Raw genomic sequence first — 13,214 nt, 5'->3', positions numbered from 1 at the left:
TCGGGCCCCGTCGCAGCGGAGCGGGGCCCGACGTGCCTGCCTCTCGGGCGTCAGTAGGTGATCAGCGGCTTGATCACACCGTCGCGCTTGTCCCGCATGACCGCGAAGGCCTCCTCCGCGTCGGCGATCCCGAAGCGGTGGGTGGTCATCGGGGTGGGGTCGACCTTGCCGGTCGCCAGCAGCCGCATGAGCCGCTCCATCCGGTCCCGGCCGCCCGGGCAGAGGTCGGAGGTGATCTGCTTGCCCGCCATGCCCAGCCCGAACGCGTCGAGCGGGATCGTCAGCGTCGGCCCGCCCTCGCCGTGGTAGCCGAGGTTGGAGATCGTGCCGCCCGCCCGCGTGGAGCGCAGGCATCCCTCGAACGTCGCCTGCGAACCGAGGGCCTCGATCGCGGAGTCGACGCCACCGCCGGTGATCTCGACGATCTGCTCCGCGGCGTCCCCACCCGAGGGATCGACGACGATGTCGGCGCCGAACTGCTTGGCCAGCGCCGCCCGGTCGGAGCGCCCCTCCACGGCGATGATCAGCCCGGCACCGAGGAGCTTGGCCCCCATCGTGGCCGAGAGCCCGACGGCGCCCTGGGCGAAGACGGCGACGGTGCCGCCGAGCGGGATGTGGGCGTTCTCCGCGCCGACGAAGCCGGTGGAGAGCATGTCACAGGCGTAGACGGCGACCTCGTCGGCGAGCCCCTCGGGGATCGGGGCGAGGTTGTAGTCGGCGTCGTTGACGTGGAAGTACTCGGCGAGGTTGCCGTCCTTCTGCGCCGTGTAGCGGTAGCCGCCGAGGGGACCACCGCACTGAGAGGTGAACCCGCGTTGACAGTAGTCGCAGGTGCCGTCGGGAGTGACGGCGTTGACGGCGACCCGGTCGCCGACCCGCACCGTCGTGACACCGTCGCCGACCTCGTGCACGACGCCGACGCTCTCGTGGCCGAGCAGGCGCCCGTCGGGGACCGGCAGGACGCCGGCGACGGTGTGGACGTCTGAGGTGCAGATCAGGGACGCCGTGGTGCGGACGACCGCCTCGCCGGGACCGGCGGTCGGCAGATCACGCTCGACGAGACCGACCTCGCCGCCACCGAGGAATGCGAGGCCCCGCATCGATGTGGTCATGGAGTTCCTTCCGTTCGGGGAGTGACGGTCCGGGGGCCGTCAGGCAGGGCCGGCGAGCAGCTCGCCGAGGTGCTGGTCGATCTGCGGCATGTAGGTGGGGGCCACCGCGAAGAGGCCGAGGTGACCGAGGACGTCGTCGATCACCCGCAGCTCGGAGTTCTTGATCTTCTCCTGCTCGGCACGGCAGTCGCGGACCGGGAAGAACATGTCCTCGCTGATCGGCAGGACGAAGGTCCGCGCCGTGATGCGTCCGAGCGCCGCGTCGAGGTCGCCGCCGGTGTGCCGCGCGACGTCGCCGCGCTGCCACTTCCAGGCCATGCAGAGCAGGTCGTTCGGGTCCATCGCGGTGAAGTAGGGCTCCAGGAACCCCGCCAGGAAGGCCTCCTTGGACTCGAACTCCAGCGCCCGCCAGACCTCCAGCTTCCAGAACTCGGTGGAGAAGCCCAGCACGGCCCAGATGCCGGCGTGCCGGGTGAGCCCGGCGACGACGTCGGCGTTCGACGAGTACTCGCCGTCGGCGAATCCGGGATCGGAGGTGATGGCCTCGACCAGCGCCTTCGTGAACAGGAAGTCGTGCGGGGTGTTCTGCGCGGTGCCTGCGATCGCGGCGGCCCGCTTGACCTTGTCCGGGAAGCGCACGGCCCACTCGTAGGTCTGCTGGGCGCCCATCGAACCACCGACGACGGCGTGCAGGGTCTCGATGCCGAAGTGTTCGCGCAGCAGCCGCTCCTGAGCCACCACGTCGTCGCCGATGCGGACGTGCGGGAACCGCGGCCCGGCGATCTCGGCGTTCGGGCCGTCGGCGTTGTGCGGCGAGGTGGAGAGGCCGGACCCGATCTGGTCGACCACCACGATGAAGTAGGTGTCCGGGTCGAGCGCGTGCTCGCTGCCGATGTAGGCGTCGCGCCAGATCTGGTGGGTGCCGGAGTACCAGGTCGTCACGAGGACGGCGTTGTCCCTGGCCTCGTTGAGCGTGCCGAAGGTGGCGACGGCCAGCTGGAGGTCGGGGATCGAGCCGCCCTCCTCCAGGTCCAGGCGGCCGACCGAGATCAGGTCGTACTCGCCGTGGAACTCGTGGGAGTAGTACGGGTTGTCGGGCACGGTTGCTCCTCGTCGTCGACGGAGTCGGGTGGTGTGGCGTCGGGGTGGGTGTGGTCGGTGGGCGTGGTCAGCGGGCGGTGTAGCCGCCGTCGATGACCAGCTCGCTGCCGGTGACCCAGCGGGCCTCGTCGGAGGCGAGGTAGACCACGCCCCAGGCGATGTCGTCGGGGGTGCCGGTGCCGCCGAGCGGGTGGAGGGCGTCGAGCGCGGTGCGCGCGTCGCCGCGGTCCATCCCGGCCTCGTCGACGTAGCGGTGGACCATCTCGGTGAAGATGAACCCCGGGTGGATGCTGTTGACCCTGATCTTCTCCGGCGCGTAGGTCAGGGCGTCGTTCTTGCTCATCAGCCGGACGGCGCCCTTGGAGGCGTGGTACGGCGGGATGTCGCCCCCGCCGACCAAGCCGTAGATCGAGGAGATGTTCACGATCGACCCGGCGCCGGAGCGGCGGAGGTGCGGGATCGCGTGCTTCGTGCACAGGAAGACGGCCGTGCAGTTGACGGCCATCACCCGCTCCCACTCCGCCAGCGGGAGCTGGTCCGTGGGCAGGTTCGTGCCCTCGACGCCCGCGTTGTTGACCAGGACGTCGAGCCCCCCGAGCGCCTCGGCGGCCCGGCCGAGCGCGGCCGACACCTCCTCCTCGGAGGTGACGTCGCAGGTCAGGAACTCGACCCTGCCGCCGCTCGCGGCGATCTTCTCCGCGACCTCGCGGCCCTTCGGGTCACGGTCGAGGATCGCGACCCCGGCGCCCTCCTGGGACAGCCGGGTGGCGATGGCGGCGCCGAGCCCGTTGGCTCCTCCGGTGACGACGGCGCCCTTGCCGTTCAGTCGGGACATGGGTGATACCTCCTGGCGAGCCTGGTTCCCGGGCGTCCGTGCGCAGCCCGTGTGACGGAGGCGACTCTCCTGGGTGTCTCACCACTGTGACGTGTCCGTTAATGGGACACCTCACGCGGTTGACTTCGGCGGCACCATGGGAGGGGGAACACGAGGAGGTGCCTCCAGATGGCCGAGCCGTCCGATCGACGACTGCTGCTGGCCTCCGCGCGTGCGGACCTGCTCGACGGCGCGGCGGGTCCGGACTGCCCGGGGGTCCCGCACCACGTGGCGGCGTCGTGGCGGCGCAGTGTCTCGAACGGAGTGCCGCCTGCCGGCGTCGAGAGCCAGTACTTCACCGATCTCGAGTTCGAGTCCCGGCTGGTCCGCTGCGCACAGCCGGTCATCGACCAGCTCGTCGAGCAGATCGCGGACGTCCCGATGTGCGTCGCCCTGACCGACAACCGGGCCCGGATCCTGGCCCGCCGCGACAGCAACCAGTGGATCGGGCGCATCCTCGATCGCGTCTACTTCGCGAAGGGCTTCGGCTACGCCGAGGGCACCGTCGGGACGAACGGCGTCGGGACGGTGCTGGAGTTCGGCGAGTCGGTGCACATCGTCGGCGCCGAGCACTTCGTGGACAACCTGCAGTCCTTCGCCTGCGCCGGCGCGCCCGTGCACGACCCCTTCACCGGCCGCATCGAGGGTGTGCTGGACATCAGCTGTCTCAGCGACCACTCCACGCCGCTCATGCACTCGCTGGTGCGCTCCGCCGCGCACCGCATCGAGCACAACCTCGTGTTGGACCGCAACCAGGCCCAGCAGGCCCTGTTCGACGTGTACACCCGGGTCGACTCGCGTACCCGGGACGCGGTGCTGGCCGTCGGCCCGCAGGTCGTCATCGCCAACAACGCCATGCAGACCCTGCTCGGCTCCGGTGACCAGGAGGCCCTGCACGACCACATCCGGTTCGCGGCGCGGGCCCACTCCAGGGTCGACGACCGGATCGGCCTCCCGTCCGGTGTCCGGATCCGCCTGCGCGGCTCCACGGTGGCGCTCGGCGACGACGTCGCCGGCATGATCGGGGTCGTCACCCTGCTCCCCGACGACGACGGTGCGGGCGGATCGCGAGGACCGGCCGCGCTCGCGACCGGGACGGCGTCGGGACGGCGGGGCCCGGTCGAGAGCAGGTCACCCGGGGTCCGTGCCGCGGAGGCGACCGTCGACGCGGCGGTGCGCGGGGCGGAACCCGTCCTCGTCCTGGGCGAGTCCGGGAGTGGCCGGTTCACGCTGCTGGCCGAGGCCGCGCACCGCAGGCGTCCGGGCGTCCGGGTCGAGCGGATCCCGGCCTCTCAGGTCGACGACGATCCGGACGCCGTCGCCCGCAGGCTGACCGCGCCGTCCGAGACCCTGTGGGTCCTCTGCGACGTCGACCGGATCGCCCCGGCCGCCGCGGAGGCGCTGCACGCCGCCCTCGGCGCGCACGTCGTGGCGCCCGGGCTGCTCGGAGCCACGATCTGCGACACGGGCGAGGGGCCCCACCGGTCCCTGCTGCGCGCCTTCCGGCACTCGGCGACGCTGCCGCCCCTGCGGCACCGCACCGCCGACCTGCCCGCGCTCGCCCGGGCCATCCTCGAGGACCTGGCACCGCAGCGCCAGCTGCACCTGTCCCCGGAGGCCTCCCGGGTCCTCGGCCGCTACCGGTGGCCGGGCAACATGCGCGAGCTGCACGAGGTGCTCGGCACCGCGGCGGATCGCAGGCCGGTCGGCGTGATCGAGGCCGAGGACCTCCCCGCCTACTGCCAGAGCACGCCGCGCGGCACGCTGCGCCAGGTGGACCAGGCCGAGCGGGACGTCATCGTCCAGGCACTGCGCCAGGCCCACGGCAACCGCCGAGCGGCCGCCAAGGAGCTCGGCCTCGCCCGCTCGACCCTGTACCGCAAGATCCGGCAGTACGGAATCACCGACTGACCGGCGGAATGTGTCCGGTGTTGGGACACCCCGCAGCGGTGGGACACCGCCCACGATGGTCGCGATCGTGAAGCAGGTCACGATCGCGCACGCCGCACACGGAAGAGGCGAGAAGACGATGACGTCCGCGACCCAGACCACAGATCCGACCGACGGCCCCTCGGCCGACCTCGAACTCGACGCCGTGGTACTCGGCGCCGGGGTGGCCGGGCTCTACCAACTCCACCAGCTGCGCGAGCAGGGCCTGCGCGTGCGGGCCTACGAGGCCGCCGGCGACGTCGGCGGCACCTGGTACTGGAACCGCTACCCCGGTGCCCGGTTCGACTCCGAGGCCTACATCTACCAGTACCTGTTCTCCGAGGAGCTGTACAAGGGCTGGAGCTGGAGCGAGAAGTTCCCCGGCCAGCCCGAGATCGAGCGCTGGCTGCACTACGTCACCGACACGCTGGACCTGCGTGCGGACATCCAGTTCTCCACCCGGGTCGTGAGCGCCCACTACGACGAGGACCGCGGCCGCTGGACCGTCCGCACGGACCGCGGCGAGACGATCGACACGCAGTTCTTCGTGACCTGCGCCGGGATGCTCTCCGCCCCGATGGACGCCGTGTTCGAGGGCCAGGACACGTTCGACGGACCGATCTTCCACACCTCCCGTTGGCCGCGCGAGGAGATCGACCTGGCGGGCAAGCGGGTCGGCGTGATCGGCATCGGTGCCACCGGCATCCAGGTCATCCAGACCATCGCCGACGAGGTCGGCCACCTCACCGTGTTCGCGCGCACCCCGCAGTACGTGCTGCCGATGAAGAACCCGAAGTACGGCGAGACCGAGCAGGACTGGTACAAGAGCCGCTTCGCCGAGCTCAAGGCCACGATTCCGCACACCTTCACCGGATTCGAGTACGACTTCGAGCACGTCTGGGCCGACTGCACTCCCGAGCAGCGCCGGGAGATCCTCGAGGAGATCTACCAGGACGGCTCGCTCAAGCTCTGGCTCGCGGGCTTCGGCGAGATGTTCTTCGTCGAGGAGATCAGCGAGGCCGTCTCGGAGTTCGTGCGGGACAAGATGCGGGCGCGGCTCAAGGACCAGCACCTCATCGACGTGCTCGTCCCGACCGACTACGGCTTCGGCACCCACCGCGTGCCGCTGGAGACGAACTACCTCGAGGTCTACCACCGCGAGAACGTCGATCTCGTCGGCGTGAAGGACAACCCGATCGCCCGGATCCGCCCGGAGGGGATCGAGCTCGCCGACGGATCGGTGCACGAGCTCGACGTGATCATCATGGCGACGGGCTTCGACGCCGGGACCGGCGCACTGACGCGCATCGACATCCGCGGCCGCGGCGGGCGCTCGCTCGCCGAGGACTGGGGCCGGGACATCCGCACCACGATGGGGCTGATGGTGCACGGCTATCCGAACATGCTGACCACGGCCGTTCCGCTGGCGCCCTCGGCCGCGCTGTGCAACATGACCACCTGCCTGCAGCAGCAGACCGAGTGGATCAGCGACACCATCGAGACCCTCCGCAGCCGGGGCGAGACCGTCATCGAACCCACCGCGGAGGGCGAGGAGGCCTGGGTCGCCCACCACGAGGAGACCGCCTCCGCCACCCTGGTCCCGAAGACGAACTCCTGGTACCTCGGATCGAACGTCCCCGGCAAGCCCCGGCGGATGTTGTCCTACATCGGTGGGGTGGGCACCTACCGGCAGAAGTGCGAGGAGGAGGCCGCGGCCGGCTACCCGAAGTTCCAGACCCGCTGACGGCCTCCGGCTCTCCGCCGAGCCCAGCTCGGCGGAGAGCCGCCCCCCTCGGTGCGGGGCGCGGGGGACGCCGGCTAGAAGGGGTACTGCGGGAGATCGCCTCGCACGGTGACCCACTGGACGTCCGTGAACGCGTCCAGGTTCGCCTCGGCGCCACCGTGCCGGGAGCCGGTGCCGGACTCCCCCACGCCGCCGAAGGGGACCAGCGCCTCGTCGTTGACGGTCTGGTCGTTGATGTGGACCAGGCCGGACGGGATCCGCTCCGCGAGCGCCAAGCCCTTCATGACATCGCGCGTGAGGATGCCCAGCGACAGGCCGTACTCCGTTCCGTTCGCGAGCCGGACCGCCTCGTCCAGGCTGGAGAACGAGTCTGCCGTCTTCGTCACTTGATCGATGCCCAGCTCGACCCCGAAGCACTCGAGGATCGCGAAGGCCTTGCTCAAGACGGTGCGCCCTGCCGCTGCTGGACTGACGCTGCACCTCCTCGTGCTGCTCCCGCCGTTGATCCGGGCGATCATAGTACTGACACGCGCCGACTCGAGCGGCCCGTGGACAGCCGGAGCCGCCCCGATCCGTGGCCCGCCGGAGCATCGGCCGCCGCCTCCCGCTCAGCCGGCCCCGAAGTACGCGGCGACGACGTCCGGGTGTGCGGCGACGTCCCGGGTGGGGCCTTCGGCGAGGACCTTGCCGAAGTCCAGAGCCACCATCCGGTCCGCGGTGCTCAGCACCATCTCGACGTCGTGCTCGATCAGGACGGGTGTGCAGGTCCCGCTCCGCCGGAGCAGGCGCAGGACGGCCGCCATCTCGGCGGTCTCGGCGTCGTTCAGCCCGGCCGCGGGTTCGTCCAGGAGCAGGATCCGCGGGCGGGTGGCGAGCGCTCGGGCCAGCTCGACCTTCTTGCGGGTGCCGTAGGACAGCGTCGCGACCGTCGCCCCCGCCACGTCGCCGAGGCCGAGGAACTCCAGTGTGTCCAGCGCGATCCGCGCGTGCGCGCGCTGTTCCCTCGCCGCCCGGCCCACCCACAGCATGCAGGCTACGGCGCCGGCGCGGTGCAGGTGATGGCGCCCGACCAGGACGTTCTCGAGCACGGTGAGGTGGTCGATGAGCTGGAGGTTCTGGAAGGTGCGGGCGATGCCGAGCTGGACGAGCCGGTGCGCGGGTGTCCGGAACAGGTCGACCTCTCCCCCGGCCGTGTGCAGCCGGGCCGTTCCGGACTGGGATCGGTAGTTGCGGGTGAGGACGTTGAACAGCGAGGTCTTGCCCGCGCCGTTCGGCCCGATGACGGCGAGCACCTCGTCCTGCCGCACCGTGAAGCCGACGGAGTCGAGCACGGTCAGGCCGCCGAACCGCAGGGTGACGTCCTGGACCGTCAGCAGCGGAGCACCGCTGTCCGGCGGCCGGACGACGCCGATCGCGGTCGTCATCTCGTCCATGGCAGCTCCGGGTAGCGGTCGTCGTCCAGTGGGTCGCCGGGCAGGCGGGGGTGGGTCTCCGCGCCGGCGAGTGAGGTGGTGAGGCCGTGGGCGAGCAGGTCGGCGGCGGTTCCCGTCCTGACGATCCGGCCCCGCTCCATGACCGCGCCGCGATGCGCGACCGACAGCGCCATGCGCACGTTCTGCTCGACCAGCAGGAGGGTCGTGCCCTGCTCGACGAGCTCGGCGAGCAGGTCCCGGACCTCGGCGACCGCGGCGGGTGAGAGTCCGAGGCTGGGCTCGTCGAGGATCAGCAGGCGCGGTGAGCTCATGATGGCGCGGGCGATCGCGACGATCTGCTGCTGCCCGCCGGACAGCAGTCCGGCCTGGGTCTTCAGGGTGCGGGGCAGGAGCGGGAAGCGGTCGCACAGCGCCGCGAGCCGGGTCCTGCGCTCCGCCGCCGACCGGACGGTGGCCGCCCCCAGGAGGAGGTTCTCCTCGACCGTCAGGTCCCGGAACAGTCGCCTGCCCTCGAGGACCTGCGCCATCCCTCGCCGGACGAGGTCACCGGTGTCCGCGGTGCCCTCGACGCCGTCGAAGCGCACGGATCCCGACGTGAGCATCCCGCCTTGTTCCCGCAGCAGACCGGTGACGGTGCGCAGCAGCGTGGTCTTCCCGCTGCCGTTGGCGCCGAGCAGCGCCACCGCCTGGCCTGCGCACACCTCCAGGTCCACCCCGCGCAGCACCGGCAGGCCGCCGGCGTAGCCGACGTGGGCCTGCTCGACTGCGAGGAGCACGGGACCGCGGGCAGCGGCCCCGTGCTCCGGCGGCCGTGTCGGCTCGGTGGACGGCTCGGTGGAGGGCTCGGTGCTCGGCTCGGTCATCGACGCTGCAGGAAGCCGGCGACCAGGTCCGAGGTGGTGTAGCGCTCCACCGGTGTCAGGAACCCCGGGGCCGCGGGGTCGATCCGCACGATCGAGGCCTGGTCGTAGGGCACCCCGGGTTCGGCGGAGGCGGGGTCGAAGCGGAACCCGCCCGGGCCCAGGCCGTCGGCCTGCACGTCGAGGTGCGACAGGGCGTCCAGGACGGATCCGCGGGTCAGCCCGGACGGGGACCTGTCGGCGACGAGCAGGGCCTGGTGCATGAGGTAGGCGGCCTGCCACCCGAGCAGGCTCGACGGGTCGTCGGCGAGGGCGGGCGACACCGCGCGCAGCGTGTCGTAGGCGACGGTCGTCGCCGGGCCGCCGCCTGCGACGAGCGGCTGTCCGGTGGTGATGGTGAAGTCGCGCAGGTAGGCGTCCCGGATGGGCAGCCCGAGCACCGCGGGGGCGAAGGTCGGCTGGATGCCGAGCCAGTCCCACGTCGCGCCCGCCGCCTGCGCGGCGCCGAAGAAGGTGAAGGTGGCCCCCACCGTGGTGGCCATGACGACCACGTCCGGCCGGGCGGCGGTGATCGCGGCGAGCTGGCCGCTGAAGGACTGGTCGCCCACGGCGTAGGACTGCGCGCTGACGATCTCGAACCCGCGCTGCGCGGCCGCGTACTCCAGCGCGGCCTTGACGCCCTCCCCGTACACGTCGCCCTGGTAGAGGAGGGCGACGCGGGGGTTCGGGTGGTCCTTCAGGTACCAGCTGATGCCGGTCAACGCCTGGCTCTCGTAGGTGGAGGCGTTGTAGAAGACGTTCGGCTTGCTGTCGGTGAGGCTGCCGTTGTTGGCGATCAGGGACATGCAGTCGTCGACCAGCCTGCCCGCGACGGCGTTGTTGGCCGCCGACCCGAAGCCCAGGGGCAGCGCCAGCACCGTGGGCTCCAGCTCCTGGTAGCGCTGCAGGGCCGCCGGGGGCGCGTAGCCGTGGTCGGCGACCTTCACCTCGATCCGACGTCCGCCCACCCCGCCCTCGGTGGCGTTGACGTGGTCGAAGTAGGCCTGCACCCCCTTGCTCCAGGGCACCCCGCCCGCCGAGACCGGTCCGCTGAGGTCGGTCAGCACCCCGAGGGCGATCGAGTCCCGGGTCACCCCGGGGCTCTCCGCGCAGGCGCCGCCCTGAGCGTTCGGGCCGGGTCCCGGAGCGGGCTGGGACACGCACCCGGCGAGGGCGAGGCACAGGCAGGCGGCGGCCACCGTCAACGGTCGCAGAGATCTCTTCATCGAGCGCTCCTGGTGTGGTGGAGGGGAAGGACGGACCGGATGCGGGGCGCCCCCCGCCGCGCCAGACCCGCGAGCCCACCGGGCTCGACGACCATGACGACGGCGAGGGCCACCCCGAACAGAACGGCACTGAACTGCTCGGCGGTGATTCCGTCGGTGCTGCCCGCCGGGGCGATGAACGGCAGCCAGTGGTGCAGGGCGAGCACGAGCTCGGGCAGTCCCACGAGCACCAGGGCGGCGAGGAGGACGCCGTACACCGAACCGAGACCGCCGAGGACGACGACCGCCAGGAGCTCGATGGACAGCTCCACATTGAACTGCTCGTAGGTGACGAACCCGCTGTAGCCGGCGAAGAGGCCGCCGCCCACCGCCGCCAGCGCCGAGGAGTAGAGGAACGCGGTGCTGCGCAGCCGGGCCGGGTTGATGCCGAAGCTGCGCGCGGCGACCGGTGAGGTCGCCAAGGTGTTCAGGGCCCGCCCGATGCGCGATCGCAGCAGGTTGGACGTCGCGACGACGACGAGGACGAGCACCAGTGAGCAGACCAGGAGGTAGCCGACCTCACCGGAGACCGTCGCCCCGCCGACGACGACGTCGCGGTCGACCCGGATGCCACCGACGATCGGGGCGGCGACGGTCCGACCGGCCGTGCCGCCGGTCCAGCCCGGCAGGATGCGGAAGACGTGCTGGGCGAGCAGGGTCAGACCGATGGTGAGGATGGCCATGAACACCCCGGTCAGGCGCCCCGCGATGGGCGCCGTCACCAGCCCGAGGACCATCCCGGCGGCGGCCGCCGCCACCAGGGCGACCGGAAGCTCCACGACGGGCAGCAGCGCGGCGCAGACGAACGCCCCGAGCCCGAAGAACGCCGCGACCCCCAGGTTGACGATGCGGGTGGTGCCTGCCAGCACCGACAGCCCGATCGCGGCGATCGCGTAGCAGACGACGAGGATCGCGGAACGCAGCTGCGTCGGCGAGCCCAGGAGTGCGGTCAGGGCGATCACGGCGACCAGCCCGAGCACACCGGGCCAGATCCGCCGGGACGGCGCGGATCGGACGCCGCGCGGGACCTCGGCGACCGTCGCCTGCGCCGTCCCGGTCCGCTCCGGAGTGGAGGTCATATCCGCGCCACCTCCGCCCGACCGAAGAGTCCCTGCGGGCGCACCAGCAGGACGACGAACATCACGACGAAGGGGAAGACCAGCTGGAAGTTCCCCCCGAGTGCGGCGGGCTGGTAGGCGGCGGTGAGCACCTCGGCGTACCCCACCACCAGCCCGCCCACGACGGCTCCGCGCAGCGAGCCCAGGCCTCCGATGACGACCGCGGGCAGCGCCCGCAGCGCCCAGGTGTGGTTGGCGAGGTCCAGGGTGCGGGGGAAGGTGCCGACCAGGATCCCGGCGACCGCGGCGAGCACCGCCGCGATCACCCAGACCGAGGCCAGGTTGCGGGTGGTCGAGATGCCCTGGGCGCGGGCGGCCTCGCGGTCGGCGGCGCAGGCGCGCATGGTCAGACCCCACCGGGTACCGAGCACCGCGGCGCCCAGCCCGCCGAGCAGCACCACACTGATCCCGACGATCCAGACGTCGGAGACCGCGACCGCGACCCCCGCCGGATGGACCGACGACTCCCACCCCGACCCGACCTCGGCGGAGTTGAGCGCCCAGGTGTCGTTGGCGCTGAGCAGCGACCGGATCGCCAGGTCGAGCCCGACGGTGGCGATGATCAGCGCGTCTGGTCGGGCGGCGATGAGGGGCCGGGCGACGGCCCGCTGGACCGCCCAGGCCACGGCGGCCACCACGAGGACGGCCACCGCGGTCGCGGCGAAGAAGGGCAGTCCGGTCGTGCGGGGACCGAGCTGGAAGGCGCCGTAGCCGCCCAGGAGCAGGAAGGCGCCGAACATCAGCGGCACCGTGTGCGAGGCCTTGAACACCAGCGTGTAGGCGGCGGCGAGCAGGGCGTAGACGCAGCCGGTCGCCGCGCCCCCGACCAGGATGCCGGTCAGCGCGCCCATCGCGACCGTCCGGACCTCATGCCGCCACCACCGGGTTGACGAGCCTGCCGATCCCGGTGATCTCGACCTCGACGAGGTCCCCGTCGGCGAGGAAGACCGGCGGGTCCCGGAAGAGGCCGACGCCGCCCGGGGTGCCGGTGACGATGACGTCCCCGGGGGCGAGCACGGTGAACGTGGTGATGTAGGCGATCAGCTCCGGGATGCCGAAGATCAGCTGGCTGATCGAGGCCTCCTGGCGCAGCTCCCCGTTGACCCGGGTCCGCAACGTGGCGGCGGAGATGTCGTCGACCTCGTCGGCCGTGACCAGCCAGGGACCGAAGCCCCCGGTGGCCCGGAAGTTCTTGCCGGGGAGGAACTGGCTGGTGTGGCGCTGCCAGTCGCGGACGCTGAGGTCGTCGTAGCAGGAATAGCCTGCCACCACCTGCGCGGCCTCGGCCTCGGGCACGTGGTCCGCCCGCGCACCGATCACGACCGCGAGCTCGCCCTCGTAGTCGAACCGGCTCGTCTCCGCCGGGCGGACGGCGGGCTGGTCGTGCCCGATCTGCGTGTCGGGGAAGCGCGAGAACAGGGTGGGGTGGGCGTTGTCCGGACGCCGGGTCTCGTCCAGGTGCGACCGGTAGTTGACCCCGACACAGATGATCTTCGCGGGATCGGGGACGGGCGGCAGCAACGTGACCGACGCGACCGGTAGGTCCGCGGCGCGGCCCTCGGTCGCCGCCGCCAGCTCCCGGAGCGCACCCGCCGCCAGGACCTCGCGCACGGACCGGAACCGCCCGCCCGTCGCGCCGCACCCGTCGACCACGCCTTCGGTCGCGCCGTCGGTCACGATCCGGCCGAACCGCGGCTCGTCCGAGCCCTCCGACATGTAGGACACCAACCGCACGTGAG

General features: G+C 71.9%; 11 protein-coding genes and 1 pseudogene. 2 read left to right on the top strand and 10 right to left on the bottom strand.

Going from position 1 to position 13,214, the window contains the following annotated elements:
• Positions 1 to 50: 50 nt before the first annotated feature.
• The 3 genes from L3X23_RS04075 to L3X23_RS04065 form a co-directional block, all read right to left on the bottom strand.
• The gene (locus L3X23_RS04075; RefSeq protein ID WP_237190756.1) at positions 51 to 1,112 is read right to left on the bottom strand and encodes a zinc-binding dehydrogenase; all 1,062 of its coding nucleotides are present in this window, start codon (positions 1,110 to 1,112) and stop codon (positions 51 to 53) included.
• A 39-nt stretch (positions 1,113 to 1,151) separates the two neighbouring features.
• Entirely contained in the window at positions 1,152 to 2,213 is a 1,062-nt protein-coding gene (locus L3X23_RS04070; protein ID WP_237190755.1) for an alpha/beta fold hydrolase, read from the bottom strand.
• Between the two features lie 67 nt (positions 2,214 to 2,280).
• On the bottom strand, positions 2,281 to 3,048 hold the full coding sequence (locus tag L3X23_RS04065; RefSeq protein ID WP_237190754.1) for an SDR family NAD(P)-dependent oxidoreductase: 768 nt from the start codon (positions 3,046 to 3,048) through the stop codon (positions 2,281 to 2,283).
• A gap of 168 nt (positions 3,049 to 3,216) precedes the next feature.
• Between L3X23_RS04065 and L3X23_RS04060 the strand changes: the two genes are divergently transcribed.
• Positions 3,217 to 4,998, top strand: coding sequence for a sigma-54-dependent Fis family transcriptional regulator (locus L3X23_RS04060; protein WP_237190753.1), 1,782 nt, complete (start codon positions 3,217 to 3,219; stop codon positions 4,996 to 4,998).
• 55 nt (positions 4,999 to 5,053) lie between these two features.
• Positions 5,054 to 6,760, top strand: coding sequence for an NAD(P)/FAD-dependent oxidoreductase (locus L3X23_RS04055; protein ID WP_237190752.1), 1,707 nt, complete (start codon positions 5,054 to 5,056; stop codon positions 6,758 to 6,760).
• Positions 6,761 to 6,834: 74 nt separating this feature from the next.
• Here L3X23_RS04055 and L3X23_RS04050 read toward each other — a convergent pair.
• From L3X23_RS04050 to L3X23_RS04020, 7 genes and pseudogenes are all read right to left on the bottom strand, one after another.
• Positions 6,835 to 7,125 (bottom strand): annotated as a pseudogene (locus L3X23_RS04050) (aldehyde dehydrogenase family protein); the annotation flags it as partial.
• 243 nt (positions 7,126 to 7,368) lie between these two features.
• Entirely contained in the window at positions 7,369 to 8,193 is an 825-nt protein-coding gene (locus L3X23_RS04045; RefSeq protein ID WP_237190751.1) for an ABC transporter ATP-binding protein, read from the bottom strand.
• On the bottom strand, positions 8,181 to 9,056 hold the full coding sequence (locus L3X23_RS04040; protein WP_237190750.1) for an ABC transporter ATP-binding protein: 876 nt from the start codon (positions 9,054 to 9,056) through the stop codon (positions 8,181 to 8,183). The genes L3X23_RS04045 and L3X23_RS04040 overlap by 13 nt, the downstream gene beginning before the upstream one ends.
• Positions 9,053 to 10,318, bottom strand: a complete 1,266-nt coding sequence (locus L3X23_RS04035; protein ID WP_237190749.1) for an ABC transporter substrate-binding protein — start codon at positions 10,316 to 10,318, stop codon at positions 9,053 to 9,055. Before L3X23_RS04035 ends, L3X23_RS04040 begins: the two co-directional genes overlap by 4 nt.
• Positions 10,315 to 11,436, bottom strand: coding sequence for a branched-chain amino acid ABC transporter permease (locus L3X23_RS04030; RefSeq protein WP_237190748.1), 1,122 nt, complete (start codon positions 11,434 to 11,436; stop codon positions 10,315 to 10,317). The genes L3X23_RS04035 and L3X23_RS04030 overlap by 4 nt, the downstream gene beginning before the upstream one ends.
• The gene (locus L3X23_RS04025; RefSeq protein WP_237190747.1) at positions 11,433 to 12,326 is read right to left on the bottom strand and encodes a branched-chain amino acid ABC transporter permease; all 894 of its coding nucleotides are present in this window, start codon (positions 12,324 to 12,326) and stop codon (positions 11,433 to 11,435) included. The genes L3X23_RS04030 and L3X23_RS04025 overlap by 4 nt, the downstream gene beginning before the upstream one ends.
• Before the next feature lie 16 nt (positions 12,327 to 12,342).
• Entirely contained in the window at positions 12,343 to 13,209 is an 867-nt protein-coding gene (locus L3X23_RS04020) for a fumarylacetoacetate hydrolase family protein (RefSeq protein ID WP_237190746.1), read from the bottom strand.
• Positions 13,210 to 13,214 lie beyond the last annotated feature (5 nt).

Origin of the sequence: Pseudonocardia sp. WMMC193, from assembly GCF_021728735.1 — a bacterium.
GTDB lineage: Bacteria > Actinomycetota > Actinomycetes > Mycobacteriales > Pseudonocardiaceae > Pseudonocardia > Pseudonocardia oroxyli.
Note: the sequence above shows the minus strand (reverse complement) of the source record. Positions and strands in the feature narration are given on the sequence as shown.